The organism is Clostridium sp. DFI.1.208, assembly GCF_024463855.1.
Lineage (GTDB): Bacteria > Bacillota_I > Bacilli_A > Erysipelotrichales > Erysipelotrichaceae > Clostridium_AQ.
The window spans coordinates 77,230-98,234 of the sequence record NZ_JANGCA010000003.1; the positions used below are offsets into that span (position 1 = coordinate 77,230).

Sequence of the window (21,005 nt, forward strand, 5' to 3'; positions counted from 1 at the left end):
CCATGTTACTACCGATGGACTTGAGCCTTTTTTAATTTTATATACATTCATGCCTAAAGCAAGTAGGCTATTTTTTAATATAAGCACCTTGCTTGTTTTCAATATGAGAGAAGCATTTCACCTATTGTATAGGAAATCCTGCTTCAAAACCAGCTTATCAAATCTTCCCTTTTCTGTGTACAGCTAGCGCTCCCTCTCCAACACCTATTGGTACGGCTTCCATACATTTGGATCACAGGCTGAAGCTGCGTCCTCATCAATGATAAAGATACAATTCGGATGCATACGACAGAAGGATACCGGCCATTGCGGATCAATCATTTCCTCACAGAAGGTCTTTCTGATCAGCTCCGCCTTATGCTTTCCGCTTGCGACAACAAGGAAGGTTTTCGTTCTCATGATATCCTCCATACCAATGGAACAGGCTCTTTTCGGTACTCTTGTGATATCACCGTCAAAGAAGCGTGCATTTGCTCTTCTGGTAGATTCTGCGAGGTCGACCGCATGAGTTCTGGGATAAAATGCATCTCCCGGTTCATTAAAGGCAACATGCCCGTCATCACCGATACCCGTAATCGCTATATCAAGTCCGCCCATTGCAAAAATCTGTTCACTGTATAATCTGCACATTTCATCGATATCCTCAGCAAGTCCATCCGGATAATGCACATTTTTTGGATCAACATTCACATACTTCAGGAAATGCTTCTGCATGAAATACGCATAGCTGTTTTCATCTCTTGGTCCGATTCCCACATACTCATCCATATCAAAGGTGATCAGCCTGCTAAAATCCACTTCATGCTGCTGATACATATCCACAAGTACCTTATACATGCCAATCGGTGAACCTCCTGCCGGCAGGCAGAATATGGTATCCGGCTTCCTGCGAATCTGATCCACAACGATTTCCGCAGTCTTTCTGCTAAGTGCATCATAATCCTTAACGACAAATACTTTCATACTACTCCTCCTTTTCCTGTACCCTCATCTTAAACCACAATATTATCATTGTCAATAATTTTTATAATAATTTTATTGTTTTCAATAATTTTAATAATTTTGATATGTAAGAATGAAGCATGCTGCATCAACGTTACCGCATGAAAAAACCTCCCATGCGATTTCAGAGTACATGGAAAGCACTATGTAATCAAAAGGATAACAGACATACAGTATAAAGCAGATAGATACGCACAGTTTAAGCCTCTGCCTGTTTGTAAAAACGGAATGCAGCATCATGACGATGTCAAAACCACAGCAGAGTCTTCCTTATCACCGTTTTCTTGCCGTTGAATCTCTTTAAAAGCTTCCTTACAGCATACTAAAAGAAAAAAGCTCCTTCAACAGCCTTATCAGCAAGACTATATTCAGAGCTTTTCTTTAATTAACCGATAATTTTCTGAGCGCGCAATACTTCTTCGATTGCAGCGATTGCAGCATCTTCGTCATCACCGTTGCAGGAAATAGTGATTTCAGACTGCGTAGGGATTCCCAGTGACATAACACCCATGATGGATTTCATGTTTACTTCACGGCCCTTGAAAGACACGTTAACTTCACATTTGAATTTGCTTGCAGCGTTTACAGCAACAGTTGCCGGACGTGCGTGTAATCCAACTGGGTCAATAACAGATACAGTGATTTGTTTCATTTTATATTCCTCCTATTAAACAACTTTTTTACATATCCTATTTTAAACCATTTTGATACCACTTACAATCTTTAATTCGTTTTTTTTCGAGAAAAATTGCTTTTACTATGGGTTTTCCTCGCATTTCTCAGCCTTTTGTGGAAAGCCGCTTCACTTCTTCCAAAAATTCCCCGCAGGTCATTACCGGGATTCCCTCATGCAATAGCAGACGCACAAGAATTCCGTTGCCCTCCACCAACTGATTGTGAAAGCCTCCATCATAGATAATTCCCTTCCCGCAGCTTGGACTACGCGGCTGCAATATGACCAGATCCGGCTGAAATTCACGTATTTGTGCAAGTGCCAGCGCTGCACCTCGTTCAAACTGCGCAGTTACATCCTCTCCTTCCGTATTCATGATGTTATCCCCTGACAGCTCCGCACAGGCCCTGGGAACAGGAAGACCGCCCAGCACCTCCGGACATACCTGCAGAACCCCATGCTCCTTCAGATATTCAATCAATTCTGAGGATGCATTATTTCCACCGTTATATTTACAATTCACGCCCAGCAAGCAGCTGCTTACCGCATATTTCATTTCATATCCCTCCGTTTGCTCAATATTCTCAATGCATGTATCCTTCTCTAAGAGCGGCACGTTTACCTCTTCTTTCATTTTATCATATTCCAAACAGCTGCACACACAAATGTTTGTTTCCAATAGGATAAGGCACACAATTCTCGAAGCTCTCATCGCTTTTGATCATGCTCGAACATAAAAAGAGAAAGCGCAATTTCCTTACCCCTACCATAATGCCGGATCCTTATCATTTCAAGAAGTAGCATATCGCAATAAGCCGTTTTTCCACAGGCGCTTTTCCGTATGCTTTATTCTGCTGCCTTTCTTTCCCCTGTCGAATCGATTACACAGACCAGTAAAAAAGCCGCCTGCATAAGGTACAGTACGGCTTCTTGCATTAGTCTATGTTTCTTTGGCAATAGGCTGTGAAATCATGCTCCTGTATGATTTCATTCAAAAGCCTGCGGTTTCCCGGTTTTTCCACATGATACCAGTAAACCGGCAGTGTATCCAGCAGTCTGCCCTGTTCATCCAGTATATGGGTGAGTAGTTTCTCATATTCATTTTCCGAACTCCCGGGAACATATTCCTCCAGTACATCAATAGCGCGAGCTACAGCTTCATCCACCTCATAGATTTCTCCAAGGATGCTGGAATTTCCCGGAAGCAGAGCCGGATATGAGCGTTCCTTTAAGGTATATAGCTCTCCCATCACATAGCCATAGCCTATAAACTGACTCTTTCCCTTCAAATAAAGCTCATAATTATACAATCCCATTCGCAGGGATCCATAAACGAACAGCTTCATTCTAACAGATGGTGCCTCCTGTCGTTTTGACATCCGATTCATTATGAATCATTGCGGAAATAGCACAGGTCAACCCCTTAACGATAACCTCTAACGCCATGCTCGGCTGCCCTGGTTTATCTACCACCTGCTGTGGAAGATACGGAATGTGGATAAATCCGCTTTTCTTGCCGGCAAATTCCTTTTCAATCATATAGCGCACGCCATAAAGCACATGGTTGCACACAAAGGTTCCCGCACTGTTTGATATAGAGGCAGGTATCTCGTTTTTGCGAATCTCATTGACCATTGCCTTGATTGGCAGATTGGAGAAATAAGCAGCATCGCCATCTGCAAACACAGGCTCATCGATCGGCTGATTGCCTTCATTATCCTTGATACGGCAGTCATCCATATTGATACCGACACGCTCCACAGTAAGATCACTGCGACCGCCTGCCTGTCCGATGGATAAAATCATATCCGGATCATGCTTCTGCATAGCTTCACGAATCACCTGCAAAGACTTATGCACGACGGTAGGTATTTCCAATTTAATAATCTCTGCGCCCTCGATCATAGCTGGCAGCAGCTTCACAGACTCAATGGCGGGATTTATCGCTTCTCCGCCGAACGGATCAAATCCGGTGACTAATATTTTCATAAACAGCTTCCTTTCCTAGAACGCCAGCAACAGCATCAACACGATGTGCACGATAATCATTGCGAATGCCATCGGTGCCTGTGCCTTGATGACGGTCCATTTATTTCTGGTTTCCAAAACAGCCGTTGGCACAATATTGAAATTGGCAGCCATCGGTGTTAATAAGGTACCACAAAATCCGCAGGTCATACCAAGAGCTCCGACAACAACCGGATTTCCACCCTGTGCAATGACAAAGGGAATACCGATGCCCAGTGTAATGACAGAGAATGCCGCAAAGGCATTTCCCATAATCATCGTGAAAATCACCATGCCCAGGCAGTAGATAATGACACCGATGAGAATATTCCCACTCGGTACGACACTGGATATCATTGTGGAAATCACATCTCCGACACCGGCTTCTGTAAACAGCGTACCCAAAGCACCCAGAAGCTGCGGCAGCAGACAGGATGCACCAACCTGCATCAGCTGCTTCGTCGTATTTTCACGCGTTTCATTCACCTTAGGACGACAGATGACAACCGCAAGAATAAAGGATACCAGACAGGCAATGCCGACCATAACAGCACCATCCAGCGCAGCTCCCTGAATTCTGACAAATGACATGACCAGCGCCATCAAACCAACTGTCACTGCCGGAAGGAATATCCAGCTGCCGATTCGTCTGCTTTCTTTTTCCTTTTCCTCTACACTGACATCCCGAAAGGTTCCGATACGTACCTGCCCGCTTACTGTCAAAATTCCCATTACCACAAGGATTCCTCCGGTAATCGTACTTGGAATCCATTTTCCAAGAATGAAAATCACACCGACAAGAACCCAAAACAATGCTGTTCCGTATTTTGCTTTATCATTTTTCCGAAATGCTCTCCAGCCGGCATCCAGACAAACCAGTCCACATAACGCATAAAATATTTCCGGAGCGATATTTGCCAGAAAATCAGTCATGACGTGCACCTGCCTTTTTTACCTTACGGTCAAACAGGAAAACCTGCACAAATGTAAAAGCTACGGTAATGACCATCACCGGGATACTGGCCATTGCAATACTTGGCAGTGTCACTTCCTTATACATAGAAAGTGTTCCCTGAATCAACACAACACCACTTGCCGCCGCAAAGCAGTTCTGTGCAAAGAAGTTACCGAAGTTTTCCACAGCTGCCGCATGTCCCTTCAGCTCCTCCACCTCATGTTCACTCAGATCGCTTTGCTTACTCACCTTTGCCGCCGCCTCTGACATCGGCAGAATCAGCGGACGGACAAACTGAACATGTCCTCCGATCCGCACATTGAATGCACTGGCAGCAGTACGAACCAGCATGTAGATAGCCAGCACCTTTCCTGCGGATGCATTTTTTATTTTTCCGATCAGATATGCCGCACGTTCCTTCAGTCCGTATCGCTCGATAATTGCAATTACCGGGAAGATGATCAGGAAAATCGACATCAGACGATTGCTAACAAAAGACTCTCCCAGAATGGACAGAATATGTGGAATATCCATTCCCGCAACAATTCCTGTAACCAGACCAGCCAGCAGGACAGTTGCCAATACATCGAATTTCAGCGCAAAGCCAAGAACGATGATTACAATTCCAATCAATTTTAAGTATTCCATGATATACTCCTCTCTATCATGTGGATTTTATCATCAACGGTAAAAAGTCGCAATCATTTTCTTACAAAATTTCATGAATTTCTTTCCTTTTTTACCTGAAAAAGAGCAGCAGGATTCCATATTTTATTGAAATATGCCAGCATTTACCTTATTTTCGCTTCACAAATACCAGCTCCGTCGCGCTGGATAATTCTTCATGGAAGACATAGCCGTCCGCATGAAAAGCGATAAGCTCCTCTATACTGGATATACGCTGTGTAATGATCCAATTTACCATCGCTCCTCTTGCCATTTTCACCTGTGTGGATTCCGTTTTCAGTTTGCCAGCTTTCTCTATAAGAAAAGTCACCGTATAGGTACTCCCTTCACTCAGATAAGGGGACACAGCCCTGGCGTATTCCTTGCTGGCCAGATTGATGATACAGGGCTTTTCGCCTTCCTCCTGCAATAAAAAATGGGCCAGCCGATCTCCCCAGTATGCATATAAATCGCTGTATCCCTCAATCGGTAAACGGGTCTGCATTTCCAGACGATAGGGCTGGATTGCATCCATGGGACGCAGGACCCCGTACATACCGGATAAAATCCGGATACAGTCCTGTGCATAGGCGACATCCTCCTGTGAAAATTCCTCCACCCGCATATGCTTGAACTGTAGCCCGTTATATGTATACAGCGCTGGTGAGCCTGTAAGAGAAAACGTCATGCTCCGATAACGCTGTACATTCTCCATAGCAATTTTCTCATTGATTTTCATCAGAGTACGCAGCTCGTCAACATGAAGCTGCTTCAGCCTTTCACATAGAATTTCACTGTCCTTGATAAAGTGTGGAAGCTGCAGCGGCTCTCTGTCTACAGGCTTCATCTGCTTTGTCGGTGATAAAATTATTTTCATAAATACCTTCCTCATTTCTCCTGTCTATTATACCAGAGACAGCTGTACTGCGTCATTGGTTTGCACGCGCAGCAGCGGATTTGTTTATACTCATGCGCAAAGTGCTCTGTGAAAAAAGATATCCTGAAGGGCTCCACGAAATGGGTATATAGCTACTGAAGGACTCTTTCTCCATAATGTTGCGTAATGGATAAAGCCGAAAAAAAGGAAAGAAGAAATAACGCTCCGAATACAAAGGAGCTTTACTTCTTCTTTTCGCTATATATACATAATTTCAAAGCAAGCTAAACCAAAATATGCAGTACCGCCTCTAGCGCAGAGCCTCTTCCGATTCCACCAGGGCTTCCCCCACAGGTTGATTCCTTCTGCTGCTTTCCTTTTTTAAGCGTACTCTGCGATTCATCTCATCCCGCAACAGAGAATAGATAACAGAGAAAGCCGGCAATCCCAGCAGCATCCCCGCAAAGCCAAACAAGCCGCCGCCAACCGTAATCGCAAACAACACCCATAGGCCGGAAAGTCCCACACTTGTTCCAACGACACGTGGATAGATCAGATTGGATTCAAACTGCTGCAGACAAATACCAAAAATGACAAAGAATACCCCCTGCAGGGGATTGACAAATGCGACCAGCAGGGCACACAGAACAACGCCGAATATCGCTCCGAAAATCGGTATGATATTGGTACAGCCGATGATAACCCCCAGAATCGGTGCATATGGAAAGCCAAGAACCAGACAGCCGATATAGCACAAAACCCCGATAATCACCGCTTCCACCAGCTGTCCGGTAATAAAGGCGGAAAAGGTTGTATTCGTCAGATGAGCGACCCGCAGCACATTGTTATTCACTCGCTCAGAGGTAAAGGCATAGAGAAAGCGATGTGACTGTTCCAGCAGCTTATCCTTGGATACCGTCAGATACACCGCAATAACCAGTGCCATAAATACATTGGCCAGGCTGCTCGCAAAGCCGCTTGCCATCGTAATCAGATGCGGTATTCCATTTTTCAGAAGATTTACAAGAGTATCCTGCAGCTGCACGGAATAGGCATCCACCTGCTTGAGAACATCCTGCGGAATCTGCTGTTTTTCTATCATACTGGTAATCGTTTTCTGTGCATCCTCGATATAACCCGGCAGTGAATTTGCCAATGCGGCAATACTTTCGATCACCTGTGGCATTACAATGCGTACAATAAAGGCAAGAATACCGAAAATAATCAGCAGCGAGCATACAGCGGCGAGCGCCTTTTTCCACCTTCCCAGACTGTCCGGAAGCTTTTTCAGGAAAAACTTCATCGGGATGTTGAAGACAAACGCCATCATGATGCCATAGATAAAGGGGCGCAGCATCCCGATGATCATAGATACCGTATCAAACACCTCATTCAGATGCAGCATGATCCAGATTAACGCTATCGTATAGGTAATCAGAAACAATACATGCTTCAGTGTCAGCCGGTTGATTTTTTTATTTTTTTCAGTGAACATAGAAGACCCCTTTCTTTATGAGTTCCTCAGCTCCAATAGGATATCGCGAAGCTCTGCCGCACGCTCGAAGTCCAGCACCTTTGCGGCCTCCCGCATTTCCTTTTCCAGATTTGCCAGCAGTTTTTCCTTATCCTTCTTGCTGACCTTGGCTTTCTTGTCAATATATTTCGCCGTCATTTCCTGAGTTTCCTTGCTGCGGACAACCTCATGAATCGGCTTGATGATCGTTTTTGGCGTGATGCCATGCTTTTCATTATAGGCAATCTGTATTTCACGACGGCGCGCAGTTTCATCCAGTGCCTTTTGCATGGAATCCGTTATTTTATCCGCATACATGATAACCTGACCATGAGCATTACGGGCAGCACGACCAATGATCTGAATCAAAGAGCGCTCACTTCGCAGGAAGCCCTCTTTATCGGCATCCAGAATGGTGATCAAAGAAACCTCCGGAATGTCCAAGCCTTCACGAAGCAGGTTGATCCCGATCAGAACATCGTATTTCCCTTTTCGCAGATCGCGTATGATTTCCGTACGCTCAATTGTTTTGACCTCATGATGCAGCCATGCTACCTTGAAATCCATTCCCTTCAGATAGCTGGTCAAGTCCTCAGCCATACGTACCGTCAGGGTAGTAATCAAAGTCCGTTCATTCTTTTCAATGCGCGTACGTATTTCATCCACAAGATCGTCGATTTGCCCCTGTGTCGGACGTACGGTTACCACCGGATCCAAAAGGCCTGTCGGACGAATGATCTGCTCTATGATTTCACCCTTTGTCTGTTCCAGCTCATAATTCCCCGGTGTTGCGGAGACAAAGATTGCCTGATTGATCATTTTCTCAAATTCTTCAAAACGCATCGGGCGGTTGTCAAGTGCGGAAGGAAGACGGAAGCCGTAGTTTACCAGCGTTTCCTTACGGGCGCGGTCCCCATTGTACATGCCGCGAATCTGCGGAAGAGATACGTGGGATTCATCCACTACGAGCAAAAAATCGTCAGGAAAGTAATCAAATAAGGTATATGGGCGTTCTCCCGGTTTACGGCCATCGATATGACGGGAGTAGTTTTCAATACCCGGGCACACACCAAATTCACGCAGTGCTTCTATATCATAACGCGCACGCTGTTCCAATCGCTGCTTCTCCAGCAGCTTACCCTCATTTTCCAATACCTGAAGGCAATCCGCCAGCTCCTCTTCAATCGTATTCGCTGCCCGATTGATGATTTCCTGCTTTGTCGCATAACCACTTGCCGGGTATACCACATAAACGGTATAGGCATTCAGAACCTTGCCGCTCAGAGGATCCACTTCACAGATTCGTTCAATTTCATCATCAAACATTTCGATGCGAAGAATAAAGGAATCCGTATGACCCGGTGCAACCTCGATCACATCACCGCGGACACGAAAGGTTCCCCGCAGCATATCCATGTCGTTTCTCGTATACTGTCTTGCGACCAGCTTTCCCATCAGCTCCTTGCGATCGATGATGTCTCCTACACGGATCGAGAAAAACATCTCCCGATACTGCTCCGGATTGCTGGCACCGTAAATACATGCGACAGAGGCTATGATAATCGTATCCCTTCGTTCCAGAATGGAATTGACAGCGGCCATACGCAGCATATCCAGCTCCATATTGGTTGTCGCATTCTTATCAATATAGGTATCAGAGCTTGGAATATACGCCTCCGGCTGATAATAATCAAAGTTGGATACAAAGTATTCCACCCGGTTGTTGGGAAAGAATTCCTTAAACTCTGAATATAACTGTCCTGCCAGTGTCTTATTATGTGCAAATACCAGTGTAGGCTTATTGACCTTCGCAATCACATTGGATATGGTAAAGGTCTTTCCGGTACCGGTTGCCCCCAGCAGTACCTGTTGTTTCTTTCCTTCCCGAATGCCGTCCACTAGCTCTTGAATCGCCTGTGGCTGATCTCCTTGCGGCTGATAGTCTGATACAAGATCAAATAATTTAGTTTCCATTTGTAAGTTCCACCGCTTTCTTCATCTGCGTATCCAGAACTGCTTCCTCACTGTGCCATTTCAGCGCACAGCTGGAAAGCAGAGAGGTCAGGGTATCTGCATCAATGTTTCCTGTGACCTTCATCCCCTTGTCTTTCTGATACTGCTTCAGGGCCTCACTGGATGCGTAAGAGAAATATTCATCCGTACGATCTACGGCATAGCCGAGGAATTTCAGATAAATCTGTGCGCTCTTCGCTGCTGCGGAAACCGTATCCGGCTTATATACTTCCTTTTTCAAAACCGGTGCACTCGTATAGAATGCTTCATCCAGCTTAACCTGAACATCCGGTGTAATGCCCTTCCCGTTTATTTTTTCCCCCTTTGGCGTAATCCATTCCGCCGTTGTATATTTAAACATGGTTCCATCCTTAAAGGTGAGCGGCACCTGCACTGTTCCCTTGCCATATGTCTTTTCTCCTACAACGGTTGCGCCCAGATGTTCCCGCAGAGCTGCGGTCAGAACTTCGGCTGCACTGGCGGTATCTCCGTTGACAAGCACAACGATTTTCTTATATTTGAATCGCTCATAACCGTTGATTGTTTTGTAATCCTCCTTCGTACCGTCCTTTGTTTCCTCACGGAAGATAACGGTATTGTCCGGAAGCAAATAGCTGGCAATTTCCTGTGCGGATTTCAGATAACCGCCGGTATTGTCCCGCAAATCCAGAATCAGGCTTTCACAGCCCTCCTTCTTCAGGCTTTCCAAATGGCTTTTGACCTCTTCTCCGCTCGTTTCCGCAAAGGTGTCAAGCTCCAGTATACCGGTTTTTCCACGAACACTGCTGTAAACAGAATCCTGAACGGTTGCTTTCTTCACCTTGATTTTCTTATGCTTGTTTTCTCTAATGATTTCCAATGTGATTTCATCACATTTGGAGTTGGTGATCAATGCTTTGACATCGCTCGTTGTCATATTCCTGCAGACGGTTCCATCAATGGCATAAATCTGATCCCCCATCAAAAAGCCCGCTTCCTCTGCCGGTGAATTTTTCAGCACCTCATCAATGATAAAGGTCGATTCATCTACCCCGTAGAACTGAATACCGATACCGACAAAGCTGCCTTCCATGGAGCCCGTGAAGCTTTCTGTCTGTTCATTATCCAGATAACTTGTATGTATATCCCCACCGGCATCCACCATACCGCTGATTGCTCCGTCAATCAGCTTCTGATTCAGATTTTTCTGATTCTTTCCAAAGTAGAATTTGTCGCTCATGATAGAATAGATTTCCTCCAGCTTCTGAAATTCATCCCTGGAGGCTGCCGCAGTCTGATGCAGCGTGGAGTTTAAAAAGAAGCCTCCGAAAAAGCACACGATACATACGGCAACAACTCCCATCCGTCTCTGTCTGCGCTTTTTCTCTGCCTGTATTTCATCCGGCCACTTATGTCTGACCAGCTTATATCTCACAACTTTTTTTTCTGCCATACAAAACACCTCATTGTCCTTTACAGATTTACGTTTATAATCATATCACATTTTAAGTGCGATGATAACTATTTCGATGAAAGAACATGGCTGATAATGAAATCAACTTCTCTCTTTTTCATAAAGGTTCTCATTTTTCAAAGGCTGTTTTTCAGAAAGCAAAAAAAGAAAAGGACTATCCTGACCATGCAGCTTTCCCGCTTTTACAATAACGCTCCTAAAAAAGCTCTTATAAATGCGGAATGCACAGTCGGCAGTCCCGTTATTTCAATGATTTAGATTGTTCGTGTTGTTCCTATGTCAGTGACATCAGCGCTTCCAGCGCAGATACTTCGTAGTGGAGAAAAAGCTTCCCACAAGTCCGACCAGCATACCGCCCAATAGCAGAATGCCACAAATCTGAAGTGTAAACGGCATGATCGGCTGTAGTGTAAACAGACTGGTTATAATCTGACCATTCAGCATATCGTAGAGATACTGATAACCGAAATAGGTGAAGATGCAAGGCAGTACAGCGCCCATCAAGCCAATGAGCATTCCTTCCATCATAAACGGAACTTTTATGTACCAGTTTGCCGCACCAACGTTTCTCATAATGGATATTTCAGCATTTCTTGCATAAATTGTCAGCTTAATGGAATTGGAAATCAGGAAGAGTGCCAGCAGTGTCAGCAATCCCACAAAGACAAGCCCTCCGGAACGGATGGTATTCAGCACGGAAATCATTTTGGATACGCTGCTTCCTCCGTAAATAGACTGCTTCACAAAGGGCAGCTGTTCGATCTGCGCATTGATGGTTTTAATTTGATTGGCATCCTTCACAGACACAAAGAAGGCATTGCACAGCGGGTTATCCTTACCGCGGTACATTTCAAATTCCTTTCCCTTTTCCTTGATCATCAGCTCCAGCTCATGATCCTTATCAGAGAAGGTCACTCTGCGCACGCCGCTGATTTTTTCCAGACCGTCTCTTGCTTCATCGATTTTCTTCTGTGTTTTTACATCTGCCTTTAAAACCACATGAATCTGCAGCTCATCCTCGATGGAAGTGGTAAACAGAGATACATTTCCCGCAATCATCAGAAATGCGGAAAACAGAATCAGGGTGATGGTAACGGCACTGGATGCCGATAAGGACATAGCGATATGACGAAAGATACTCAAAAAGGCCGTCTTTATGAATTTTGGGAACGCCTTGAAAAATCTAATCATGCTTCAGGTAGCCCCCCTTCATGATATCCGCAACCACATATCCCTCTTCCAGACAAATGGTGCGCTTCTTAAAGCGGTCTACAATCGTTGAATCATGCGTAACCATGACAACCGTTGTTTTTTCAACCTCATTGATTTTTTCCAGCAGCTCCATGATTTCCGCAGATTTGTCGGGATCAAGATTCCCTGTCGGCTCATCCGCAATCAGCACCTTTGGATGGTTGGCGATTGCACGACCGATTGTCGCTCTTTGCTGCTGTCCTCCTGAAAGCTCATTGGGAAAGGCTTTCGCCTTGTCTTCCAGCGATACCAGCTCCAGCACCTCTCGCACACGGCGGCGGATATCCACCTTTTTCATGCCGATGACTTCAAGAGCGAATGCGATATTTTCAAAAATTGTAAGCCTTGGAAGCAGACGGTAGTCCTGAAATACGACCCCGATGTTTCTGCGGTAAACCGGCACACGGGAATGCTTCAGCTTTCCCACATTGATATTTTCCACCATAACCGTACCGCTATTTGGGATTTCTTCTCCATCCAGCAGCTTGATCAGTGTAGATTTACCTGAGCCGGTCGGTCCGATGATGTACACAAATTCTCCATCATCAATGGCAAGATTGATATCCCGCAGTGCATGTACACCATTCTTATATTCTTTTGATACGTTTTCCATTACGATCATAACATCACTCCTGACTTTTCATAAGTATGCTCGAAGCGGGCAGCGTTCCATGGAGGTAAGCTTACCCGAAGATATTTTCCGGTTTTTCGCGACAAGGGGCACCGCTAGCGCTACAGGTTCTGCTCAATGCTCCATTGCCCCAGCCGCAGCCCCATGCAAAGTCAGCAGAGGAACGGAATTGTGAGATTGCAGAGGATATACTCATTTTTCCCAGATTGATGACCTCAATATGACAGTGCGGTCCGGATGTATTGCCACTGTTTCCGGTCAAGCCCAGCAGCTGTCCCTTTTTCACCTGCGTACCGGCAGATACTGCAAAGCCTTCCTGTGACATATGGAAGAAGCTGATGGCATACGTGGTACCCCCGGCCTGTGTCAGCATATGGATACTGTTACCACCGCCAACCGGATAACCGCTCCAGTTTCCAAGATATCCGCCGTTTGTCGCTACCGGATTATTGGCATACAGGATTATTCCATCTGCAGGCGCCACGATCTGTGTGCCGATGGGAGCTGCCATATCCAGACCCAGATGAACACCGCCGCCCGGATAGTACCAGGTACCGGCAGATACACTGCCGCCGCGAACCGGCATCATAAGCGCACCGTTTCCGCTAAAGTTCAGCTTTCCTGCGACAGAGGTATTGATATTGATCATATTGTTCTGAATGCTTGCGATATCCACCTGCGTAGAACGCATCTTTTCATTCAGCTCAGCTTCCTGCTTACGATATTCCTCCAGAAGCTTCTTTTTCTGCTTCTGTACTTTCTCTGTCTCTTTTTTGCTTTTCTCGTTTTCGGCTTTCTTCGCTTCCACATCAGCCTTCAGACGATTCTTTTCACTTTTCTGATGATCCAGCTTGGCCTTATCCTCCTGCAGCTTCTTGATTTCCGTTTGATCACTGTCTGTGATTCGTTGAAGACCATCCACCTTACGAATCATATCAACAAGGTCCTTGGAGCCCATAATGACCTCCACATCCATATTCGTACCGGTCGCGGCCTGTTCATCAAGCATACGGTCCGTGATGATCTTGTTTCGCTGATCGATATCCTTCTGTTTCTTTTTAATTTCCAGATTCAGCTTCTCAATCTGCCCATTGATGGTTCGGATGTTCGCTTCATTGACTTTGATATTTTTGTCCAGTCTGTCAATCACGGATTGCAGCTGCTTCATAACGGAGGTTATTTCCTCAATATTGCTTTTGATTGCGGATATTTTCTTATCCAGAGAGGATACCTCACCCTCCAAAGAGCTGCTCAATCCCGCATAGTATTCCTTAAAGGCCGCACACTGCTGGGCAGCTGCCTCACTTTCCTGAGCAACACTGCACTTATTCAGCCACGCTTCTTCATTTCCTGCGAAATCTGCCGCATACAGCCTGCTGGTTTTCTGTGACGGCACCAACATCAGCATTGCCGCCACACAGCCTAACATTATTGTTTTCTTTAATTTCATCGACGCCACCTCAAATATTTCGTTGCTGCCAAAAAGCTTCCGATAATGCCCACAACAGCTCCACTCAGTAAGAGCACCCCTGCAATTTGCAAGGTAAAGGGATACGGCTTCTGCATAACGAACATGCTGCTCATGAACTGTCCGTCCAAAAAGTCATAAAGGAAGCCATAACCGAAGATCGTCAGAATCACAGGAATCAATGCCCCGATCATTCCAATGAGCATACCTTCAAACATGAACGGTGTTTTGATATACCAATTTCCTGCCCCTACGTTTCGCATAATGGAAATTTCTGTCTGCCTTGTATAAATTGTCATTTTAATGGTATTGGTAATCAAGAATATCGCAAGCACACCCAGTGCCAGTATAAAGATGGCACCTCCGTATCGTATCGTTTCAAAGGTGTCAATCATATCCTGTATGCTCTCTCCGCCATACTGCGCCTTTTCAATACCTTCCATGTTGTTTAATGTTTTTGTAATCTGAGGAATATCGGTTGCCTTCTCCACCTCCACGATGAATACATTCGGCATCGGATTGCGTTCCTTGTAGCGTTCAAACACCGAACCGCTTTCCTCAATCAGGATGTTCAGCTCATCCTCTTTGCTGGAGAATTCCACTGTTTTCACACCGGAGATTCCTTTGATCAGCTTTTCCATGTGTTCAATTTCATCCTGCTTCTGCAGGGAATCAATAGAAGCATGAATTTTCAGATTTGTTTCCACATGATCCGCAAAGCTGTTCATGTTGGCCGCAAGCACGAGAAACAAAGTCATCAGTGTCAGCGTTACTGCCACAGCAGAGGCACTGGACAATGTCATCGCCATATGACGGCCCAGATTGCGGAGCGCCGTCATGAAATGCTTGGGAAGACTTTGTATAAAACTAATCATGATGTATATATCCGCCTTTCGCGATATCCGCAACGATAAAACCGTCCTCCAGCGCTATCGTGCGTTTTTTGTATGTATTCACGAGTGTGGAGTCATGCGTAACCATTACGATGGTCGTCCCCTCCACCTTGTTGATTTTATCCAGCAGCTCGATGATTTCCATCGATTTCTCAGGGTCAAGGTTTCCTGTCGGCTCATCCGCGATCAGCACCTTGGGATGATTGGCGATGGCCCGGGCGATGGTAGCACGCTGCTGCTGTCCTCCGGATAATTGATCCGGGAAAGATTTTGCCTTATCCTGAAGGGATACCAGCTCCAGAATTTCACGTACCCGCCGTCGAATCGTAACCTTATCCAGCGCCAGCACCTCCAGAGCAAATGCAATATTTTCAAAGACTGTCATTTTCGGAAGCAGGCGGAAGTCCTGAAACACGACACCGATATTGCGGCGATAAAAGGGTACACGGGAGTGACGCAGCTTTCCCACGTTTGTTTCCGCAACATATACCTCTCCCGCATCCGGAAGCTCTTCTCCGTCCAGCAGCTTGATCAGTGTGGACTTTCCACACCCTGTCGGACCGATGATATAAACAAATTCACCTTCATCTATTTCAAGATTGATATCACGCAGTGCGTGAACCCCATTCCTATATGATTTGGATACATTTTTTAAGAGGATCATTTCATCACTCCTTTGGCTAACATTATAACATAAATCGACACCGTTGACAGTGTCTGTCGTATGTAAAATTCTTACAATTTCAAAATACCGACACAAAAGTTATGATAGATAGAAAACATTACCTGTCAGCTATGCGAAGTTTATGACAAATGCTCAGTTTTCTAACTGGGATGCCATGTCCTCGCTTAGACAGAAAAGGACTGTGTTTTCCGGGTGTTTCCTATGCAATACATAAGAGGGCTTCAAACAAGCTGCTGAAAAAGGATGAAATTTTTAGATTTTGAACATAGTAGCCTCTCACATCTTCAAAGCTGCTCCCTATCCACGCAAATATAGGGTACGAATCACCACATTTGACATATATGTATACAAAAAATGGGAAACCATTTTCATAGCAATCCCATTCTTGATGTTTCGTATTTTTTCAGCAGTCTTGAATTCTGCCATGAAGCTGCTCAGCGTCAGGAATTTCTCTTAACTACCAGATTTCTTAGCTGGAAGTATTCCTGCTACAGCTGTTCCTGATAGGTGAAGCCTTCTCCCTGTACCTCATTCACATCGCTGACAATGACGAATGCTTCCGGATCGACCTCTGCTATGATATGATTCAGTTCGGAGAACTGCTTTTTCACTACCACCATCATGATAACCGGCTTGCTTGTTCGGGTGTAGCCGCCCTCGGCATGCAGAATCGTTGCTCCGCGATTGATATTCTGATAGATCACCTGCATCATCTCTTCAAATTTATCCGAAATGATCATGACGTTTTTGGCCTCGTGAGAGCCCATGGTAATAACTTTATCAATCAGCTGTCCGCATACCCACACGGAAACAAGCCCGATCATGGCGGCCTCTACACCATATACACTCGCTCCTAAAAGAACCGTAGCACCGTCGATGCACATCACCAGCGTCGGCAGTGCAATCTTCGTATATTTGTTAATGATCAGCGGGGGAATGTCCATACCTCCGGTACTGCCGCCGACACGGTATACCAGTCCTATTCCGATTCCTGTACATACCCCTGCATAAATGGATGCCAGCAGCGGATTGCCGGTCACCTGAACATCCGGCCAAAGCATACCAAGCACAGAGATAAAGAGCGGATACACGATGGTAGACACAATCGTTTTTAACGCAAAGCGTTTTCCCAGCAGAACCGCTCCCAGTAAATACAAGCCGATGGTCAGTCCATTGATGACCAGACGCGGAGAAAGATTAAAAATCGGCTGCAGCGCGACAGCGATTCCTGCAACACCTCCCGAAAGGATGTCCAGCGGAAGAATGAAGAAGGTAACACCTGCCGCTATGATAAAATTTCCCATAATTATGCTGATGATTTCTATCATCTGATCCTTTTTATTATGATTTTGCATATGCCATGCCTCGCTTTCCTGCTTTCCTATATTTTATAGATTGGATACCTCTATACAGTATCTGTGCAATATCCGCTTATATTCCTGTTGCGAGCTTTTCCTATGTTCGCTACCCGAAATTATAACATATGTAAAAAATGAAATCGCAAGAAAATTTATAGATTATTTTCACGTTTATGAAACAGGAATGCATTTTCTATAGTCCCACTTTAAACAAGCCGTCAGAGAATCCTTCCAGAAATTTTAACATACAAAAGATACTCCCCATCGATATCCCCCTACAGATTTCATCGTTACAGCAAAAAAAAAGAGATCAATTTCCTATTCAAATAATGAAATCAATCCCTTTTGCTTTTCCAAGTTTGCGGTTACCCATTTTTTATGAACTAGTTGCTATATGCATTTTAAATGCTTTCCATATATATGATATGTGCCATTTAATATCCGCCCTTGCCTGTCGCTCCTTCTTCTACCTGCCCATATGTCTTGAAGCTTTCGATCACGACATCAATTTCCTCTTTACTCAGGACCGCCGGTTTTCCAACACACATGGTACGCCATTGAATTTCCGCAACCCACTCCACGTTTTCCGCAACGTTGAAGGCTTTTGATAAAGAGGGGCCATAGGCCACCATACCATGATTTGCCAGCAGCATCGCCAGTCCTTCCCCCGTTGCTTCACTCACCTTTTCCGCCAGCGCCTCTGTGCCGTAGGTTGCATAATCAGCACAGGGTACACAAGATGTTTGCGCTCCAGCAAGCAGATAATGTACAGCTTCAATTGGCTGCTTCAAACATGCAAAGGTTGTGCAGTAGGTAGAATGTGCATGCACCACACCTCGCGCATCCGGATGAAGCTTATAAATTGTCGCATGCAGTGCATGCTCACTGGATGGCTTCCGGCTTCCCTCTATAAGGTTTCCATTCAAATCCAGAATGACAATATCCTCGGCAGCGGTTTCAAAATAATCCAATCCGGATGGTGAAATCGCCATATAACCACACACAGGATCATAGGCGCTGATATTGCCTGATGTTCCTTTCGACAAACCGGCAGAGCTCATTTTCTTCCCGTAATCTACAATTTCCTGTCGTTCTTTTTCCATTAACATACTTCGTTTTCCTCCTTATACCGTCGTATTCACTCTATCTCGATTTGTTTTCCATATTTCATAATACTCCTGTATGAGCGATCCCTTTTGCGGTTTATAGATTTTGTATGAACGCTCATTTGTGTCTGTATGAATATTCCAATAAGAATTGCATACAGACACACAGCCCATAATAGATGCCTGATGGAAATGATCCGGCAGTACCAGAGCCTTCTGCGTCAGATCGCTGAGATGCTGACACAGCATATCCGATTGAAAACCGCCACCGCAGCCCAGAATCTTATCATGCTGTATCGGCAGCATCTGCAGCAGCTGTCGATACTGATAAGAAATAGAGCAGGCGATATCTCCCACCAGCGCCCATGCTAGATCTATTCGATGCAAATCGGCGCGGAATGGCGGGCGCATGAAGAAGCCGCCGTTTTTATAGCCACAGGCGTGTTCAAAATCCAGAGAGGAAAAGGATGCGGTGCATTTTATGCTGGTTACTTCCTTCAAAGCTGCCTCCAGATCCTCATAGCTCACACCGTCAAAGAGCAGATTTCGTATGCGCTGATAGTTCAATCCTGTTACACCGGGATTTGTTTCCATCTGATACATGCTTCCCTTTAACCAGGAATCCGTCCAGCAGCGCTCCTGCGGATCACAGTATCGTTCTGTTCTCAGCGTCACCACCGGAGACGTTGTTCCTGATACAACAGCAATATCCCCTTCCTGCATACCGGCTCCCAGCACTGCCACCTGCGTATCTGCCCCACCTACAAGAAAGGGAATGTCATAGGCGATCTTAAGCTGCTCCTTCATATCCTCCTTGACAAGCCCCAGAAGAGAGCCGGCATGCAGCAGGGGCGGCATCGTAAGCTGCTCCAGCTTGAACCGCTTGATCAGCTCTTCGCTCCATTGCTGGGTACCGATATCATACAGCTGTGTTTCACAAGCCTGCGAAGGCTCGATGGCGAGCTTTCCACATAAAACATAGCCAATCCATTCGCTCAGACTTGTAAAGGTTTGTACCTGATCGAAAATTTCTTTTCTGCGTTTCGACAGGCCCATAAGCTTGGCGGCAGGAAAATCCTCTGTAACCCAGCGCCCTGTTTTCTCATAGATCCCGTCCTTCTCTATCTCTGCCATCCACGCTCTACCCCGGTTATCAATATTGGGAAGTCCATAGAAGTCTTCCTGTTTCCGATTGATGAGGACTATGCTTTCTCTGGCGCCGGAGGAGGATATGGCATCGATCTTGATATTTGGATACATACCGATGATTTCCCGACAAAGCCCTAAGATGTTACGCTTCCAATACGAAGGGTCAAAATACTGCGCATCCTCATATGCATCATCAATATAATAGATATTTTCAAAGGTTTTCACGCAAATCAACACGCCATCCTCACGAACCAGAGCTACTCTTGAATTACCGGTTCCAATATCCACGATCATGTAATGCTTCATAACGGCATCTTCAGGGAGTGATAATTGTATACGATCCGCTCCAGCTGCTCCTGTTTTTTCCAGGCCTTTAAGCGCTCCGTGATGATATCCGACTGATGGTCTGTAACTTCATAGGTTGCTCCACAGATATGCGGTGTCAACAGAACGTTGTCATTTTCTATAATTTTCAAATCATCTGACAATGGCGGCTCGCTGTTCAGCACATCCAGAAGAATTCCCTTAATGCGTTTCTCTTTAGCAATGTCCTGTAATGCTTCCATATCTACGACAGCACTTCTTGCGGTATTCACAAAAACAGCATCCGATTTCATCGTATACAGCAAGTCTCTTGAAATCAGCTTCTCTGTAGCAGGCAGTACCGGCAGATGAATGGAAATGATATCACATGTGGCAAACAGCTCCTGTAGCTCACATTTTGTATATGGCGTATCATTGACATATGGATCGTAATAGCTGATACTGCACCCGAATGCATCCAGCAGGTGTGCAGCCGCTTTCCCCACAGCTCCAAAGCCGACAAAACCAACGTGTTTGCCATGTAGCTCATTCCCCATCCATGTATAATACGGTGTTGTTCCTTCTATCCATTGTCCGTCCCTGATCCATGCAGTTGCAGGAAGCAGCTTGCGCATATAGGCGATCAGCATCCCCACCAGCATTTCCGCTACAGCTGTTGCATTGCGGGCCGGAGTACACAAAACCGGTATTCCATGGGCGCTACATGCCTCTACATCAATATTTGCTGGATTTGCACGGCAGTCACCAATCACCTTTAGTCCTTTATAGTTGGATAAAACAGCTTCCGTGATGCGATCCAGCTCCGTAATCAAAATATCCGGCTGTACCGTTTTCAGCGCCTCCAGCATTTCTTTTTCATAAAAGCGTTCTCCTGTTTTATTCCATGGATCATATACCACCTCTTCAAACAGCTCCTGCAGCTCCTGCAGTCTGCTTTCAGACATGGGAGCACGTACGTAAACCTTCATAAACCGACCTCCT

Annotated in this window: 21 protein-coding genes; 1 reads left to right on the plus strand and 20 read right to left on the minus strand. The window is 45.4% G+C overall.

Annotation, left to right across the window (positions count from 1 at the left end; translation table 11 throughout):
- Nucleotides 1–204: 204 nt before the first annotated feature.
- The 11 genes from nagB to NE665_RS02645 form a co-directional block, all read right to left on the minus strand.
- Complete coding sequence (gene nagB, locus NE665_RS02595) at nucleotides 205–963, minus strand: glucosamine-6-phosphate deaminase (protein WP_117442150.1); 759 nt, start codon at nucleotides 961–963, stop codon at nucleotides 205–207.
- A gap of 424 nt (nucleotides 964–1,387) precedes the next feature.
- Complete coding sequence (locus NE665_RS02600) at nucleotides 1,388–1,654, minus strand: phosphocarrier protein HPr (RefSeq protein WP_002606045.1); 267 nt, start codon at nucleotides 1,652–1,654, stop codon at nucleotides 1,388–1,390.
- A gap of 127 nt (nucleotides 1,655–1,781) precedes the next feature.
- Nucleotides 1,782–2,231 (minus strand): DUF523 domain-containing protein, encoded by a 450-nt coding sequence (locus NE665_RS02605; RefSeq protein ID WP_117442247.1) that lies wholly within the window; start codon nucleotides 2,229–2,231, stop codon nucleotides 1,782–1,784.
- Nucleotides 2,232–2,610: 379 nt separating this feature from the next.
- Complete coding sequence (locus NE665_RS02610; RefSeq protein WP_117442149.1) at nucleotides 2,611–3,021, minus strand: gamma-glutamylcyclotransferase family protein; 411 nt, start codon at nucleotides 3,019–3,021, stop codon at nucleotides 2,611–2,613.
- Between the two features lies 1 nt (nucleotide 3,022).
- Nucleotides 3,023–3,664: a pyroglutamyl-peptidase I gene (gene pcp, locus NE665_RS02615; RefSeq protein WP_117442148.1), complete on the minus strand. Its 642-nt coding sequence runs from the start codon at nucleotides 3,662–3,664 to the stop codon at nucleotides 3,023–3,025.
- 15 nt (nucleotides 3,665–3,679) lie between these two features.
- On the minus strand, nucleotides 3,680–4,615 hold the full coding sequence (locus NE665_RS02620; protein WP_117442147.1) for a DUF979 domain-containing protein: 936 nt from the start codon (nucleotides 4,613–4,615) through the stop codon (nucleotides 3,680–3,682).
- Nucleotides 4,608–5,285, minus strand: a complete 678-nt coding sequence (locus NE665_RS02625) for a DUF969 domain-containing protein (protein ID WP_117442146.1) — start codon at nucleotides 5,283–5,285, stop codon at nucleotides 4,608–4,610. Before NE665_RS02625 ends, NE665_RS02620 begins: the two co-directional genes overlap by 8 nt.
- A 148-nt stretch (nucleotides 5,286–5,433) precedes the next feature.
- The gene (yaaA, locus tag NE665_RS02630; RefSeq protein WP_117442145.1) at nucleotides 5,434–6,180 is read right to left on the minus strand and encodes a peroxide stress protein YaaA; all 747 of its coding nucleotides are present in this window, start codon (nucleotides 6,178–6,180) and stop codon (nucleotides 5,434–5,436) included.
- A gap of 310 nt (nucleotides 6,181–6,490) precedes the next feature.
- On the minus strand, nucleotides 6,491–7,675 hold the full coding sequence (locus NE665_RS02635) for an AI-2E family transporter (protein ID WP_117442144.1): 1,185 nt from the start codon (nucleotides 7,673–7,675) through the stop codon (nucleotides 6,491–6,493).
- A gap of 15 nt (nucleotides 7,676–7,690) precedes the next feature.
- Nucleotides 7,691–9,667: an excinuclease ABC subunit UvrB gene (gene uvrB, locus NE665_RS02640; RefSeq protein ID WP_178760182.1), complete on the minus strand. Its 1,977-nt coding sequence runs from the start codon at nucleotides 9,665–9,667 to the stop codon at nucleotides 7,691–7,693.
- Nucleotides 9,657–11,138: a S41 family peptidase gene (locus NE665_RS02645; protein WP_117442142.1), complete on the minus strand. Its 1,482-nt coding sequence runs from the start codon at nucleotides 11,136–11,138 to the stop codon at nucleotides 9,657–9,659. Before NE665_RS02645 ends, uvrB begins: the two co-directional genes overlap by 11 nt.
- An 86-nt stretch (nucleotides 11,139–11,224) precedes the next feature.
- On the opposite strand from NE665_RS02645, the gene NE665_RS02650 reads away from it, so the two are divergent.
- On the plus strand, nucleotides 11,225–11,350 hold the full coding sequence (locus tag NE665_RS02650) for a hypothetical protein (RefSeq protein WP_256302449.1): 126 nt from the start codon (nucleotides 11,225–11,227) through the stop codon (nucleotides 11,348–11,350).
- A 97-nt stretch (nucleotides 11,351–11,447) separates the two neighbouring features.
- Here the strand turns inward: NE665_RS02650 and ftsX (NE665_RS02655) are convergent, their stop codons facing one another.
- From ftsX (NE665_RS02655) to NE665_RS02695, 9 genes are all read right to left on the minus strand, one after another.
- Nucleotides 11,448–12,350 carry a permease-like cell division protein FtsX gene (ftsX, locus tag NE665_RS02655; protein WP_117442141.1) on the minus strand — a complete coding sequence of 301 codons (903 nt, stop codon included), beginning with the start codon at nucleotides 12,348–12,350 and terminating at the stop codon, nucleotides 11,448–11,450.
- Nucleotides 12,343–13,032 (minus strand): cell division ATP-binding protein FtsE, encoded by a 690-nt coding sequence (ftsE, locus tag NE665_RS02660; protein ID WP_009270654.1) that lies wholly within the window; start codon nucleotides 13,030–13,032, stop codon nucleotides 12,343–12,345. The genes ftsX (NE665_RS02655) and ftsE (NE665_RS02660) overlap by 8 nt, the downstream gene beginning before the upstream one ends.
- 61 nt (nucleotides 13,033–13,093) lie before the next feature.
- Complete coding sequence (locus NE665_RS02665; RefSeq protein WP_117442140.1) at nucleotides 13,094–14,491, minus strand: M23 family metallopeptidase; 1,398 nt, start codon at nucleotides 14,489–14,491, stop codon at nucleotides 13,094–13,096.
- Nucleotides 14,488–15,384, minus strand: a complete 897-nt coding sequence (gene ftsX / locus NE665_RS02670) for a permease-like cell division protein FtsX (RefSeq protein ID WP_117442139.1) — start codon at nucleotides 15,382–15,384, stop codon at nucleotides 14,488–14,490. Before ftsX (NE665_RS02670) ends, NE665_RS02665 begins: the two co-directional genes overlap by 4 nt.
- A complete protein-coding gene (gene ftsE / locus NE665_RS02675; RefSeq protein ID WP_009270655.1) occupies nucleotides 15,377–16,066 on the minus strand; it encodes a cell division ATP-binding protein FtsE in 690 nt (229 codons plus the stop codon). Before ftsE (NE665_RS02675) ends, ftsX (NE665_RS02670) begins: the two co-directional genes overlap by 8 nt.
- Nucleotides 16,067–16,575: 509 nt before the next feature.
- On the minus strand, nucleotides 16,576–17,442 hold the full coding sequence (locus tag NE665_RS02680) for a YitT family protein (protein WP_117442138.1): 867 nt from the start codon (nucleotides 17,440–17,442) through the stop codon (nucleotides 16,576–16,578).
- Between the two features lie 437 nt (nucleotides 17,443–17,879).
- Complete coding sequence (locus tag NE665_RS02685) at nucleotides 17,880–18,554, minus strand: class II aldolase/adducin family protein (protein ID WP_117442137.1); 675 nt, start codon at nucleotides 18,552–18,554, stop codon at nucleotides 17,880–17,882.
- Between the two features lie 15 nt (nucleotides 18,555–18,569).
- The gene (locus tag NE665_RS02690; protein WP_117442136.1) at nucleotides 18,570–20,006 is read right to left on the minus strand and encodes an FGGY family carbohydrate kinase; all 1,437 of its coding nucleotides are present in this window, start codon (nucleotides 20,004–20,006) and stop codon (nucleotides 18,570–18,572) included.
- Nucleotides 20,003–20,992 (minus strand): 2-hydroxyacid dehydrogenase, encoded by a 990-nt coding sequence (locus NE665_RS02695; RefSeq protein ID WP_117442135.1) that lies wholly within the window; start codon nucleotides 20,990–20,992, stop codon nucleotides 20,003–20,005. The genes NE665_RS02690 and NE665_RS02695 overlap by 4 nt, the downstream gene beginning before the upstream one ends.
- Between the last annotated feature and the right edge of the window lie 13 nt (nucleotides 20,993–21,005).

Bases quoted from the DNA above. Each gene is read 5' to 3' on its own strand.
- NE665_RS02650 (WP_256302449.1), top strand. From the start codon at position 11,225: ATGGCTGATAATGAAATCAACTTCTCTCTTTTTCATAAAGGTTCTCAT.
- NE665_RS02625 (WP_117442146.1), bottom strand. From the start codon at position 5,285: ATGGAATACTTAAAATTGATTGGAATTGTAATCATCGTTCTTGGCTTT.
- NE665_RS02645 (WP_117442142.1), bottom strand. From the start codon at position 11,138: ATGGCAGAAAAAAAAGTTGTGAGATATAAGCTGGTCAGACATAAGTGG.
- nagB (WP_117442150.1), bottom strand. From the start codon at position 963: ATGAAAGTATTTGTCGTTAAGGATTATGATGCACTTAGCAGAAAGACT.
- ftsX (WP_117442139.1), bottom strand. From the start codon at position 15,384: ATGATTAGTTTTATACAAAGTCTTCCCAAGCATTTCATGACGGCGCTC.
- ftsX (WP_117442141.1), bottom strand. From the start codon at position 12,350: ATGATTAGATTTTTCAAGGCGTTCCCAAAATTCATAAAGACGGCCTTT.
- uvrB (WP_178760182.1), bottom strand. From the start codon at position 9,667: ATGGAAACTAAATTATTTGATCTTGTATCAGACTATCAGCCGCAAGGA.
- NE665_RS02695 (WP_117442135.1), bottom strand. From the start codon at position 20,992: ATGAAGGTTTACGTACGTGCTCCCATGTCTGAAAGCAGACTGCAGGAG.
- yaaA (WP_117442145.1), bottom strand. From the start codon at position 6,180: ATGAAAATAATTTTATCACCGACAAAGCAGATGAAGCCTGTAGACAGA.
- NE665_RS02610 (WP_117442149.1), bottom strand. From the start codon at position 3,021: ATGAAGCTGTTCGTTTATGGATCCCTGCGAATGGGATTGTATAATTAT.
- NE665_RS02665 (WP_117442140.1), bottom strand. From the start codon at position 14,491: ATGAAATTAAAGAAAACAATAATGTTAGGCTGTGTGGCGGCAATGCTG.
- NE665_RS02600 (WP_002606045.1), bottom strand. From the start codon at position 1,654: ATGAAACAAATCACTGTATCTGTTATTGACCCAGTTGGATTACACGCA.
- NE665_RS02635 (WP_117442144.1), bottom strand. From the start codon at position 7,675: ATGTTCACTGAAAAAAATAAAAAAATCAACCGGCTGACACTGAAGCAT.
- NE665_RS02685 (WP_117442137.1), bottom strand. From the start codon at position 18,554: ATGTTAATGGAAAAAGAACGACAGGAAATTGTAGATTACGGGAAGAAA.
- ftsE (WP_009270654.1), bottom strand. From the start codon at position 13,032: ATGATCGTAATGGAAAACGTATCAAAAGAATATAAGAATGGTGTACAT.
- NE665_RS02680 (WP_117442138.1), bottom strand. From the start codon at position 17,442: ATGCAAAATCATAATAAAAAGGATCAGATGATAGAAATCATCAGCATA.
- NE665_RS02605 (WP_117442247.1), bottom strand. From the start codon at position 2,231: ATGAAATATGCGGTAAGCAGCTGCTTGCTGGGCGTGAATTGTAAATAT.
- NE665_RS02690 (WP_117442136.1), bottom strand. From the start codon at position 20,006: ATGAAGCATTACATGATCGTGGATATTGGAACCGGTAATTCAAGAGTA.
- NE665_RS02620 (WP_117442147.1), bottom strand. From the start codon at position 4,615: ATGACTGATTTTCTGGCAAATATCGCTCCGGAAATATTTTATGCGTTA.
- ftsE (WP_009270655.1), bottom strand. From the start codon at position 16,066: ATGATCCTCTTAAAAAATGTATCCAAATCATATAGGAATGGGGTTCAC.
- pcp (WP_117442148.1), bottom strand. From the start codon at position 3,664: ATGAAAATATTAGTCACCGGATTTGATCCGTTCGGCGGAGAAGCGATA.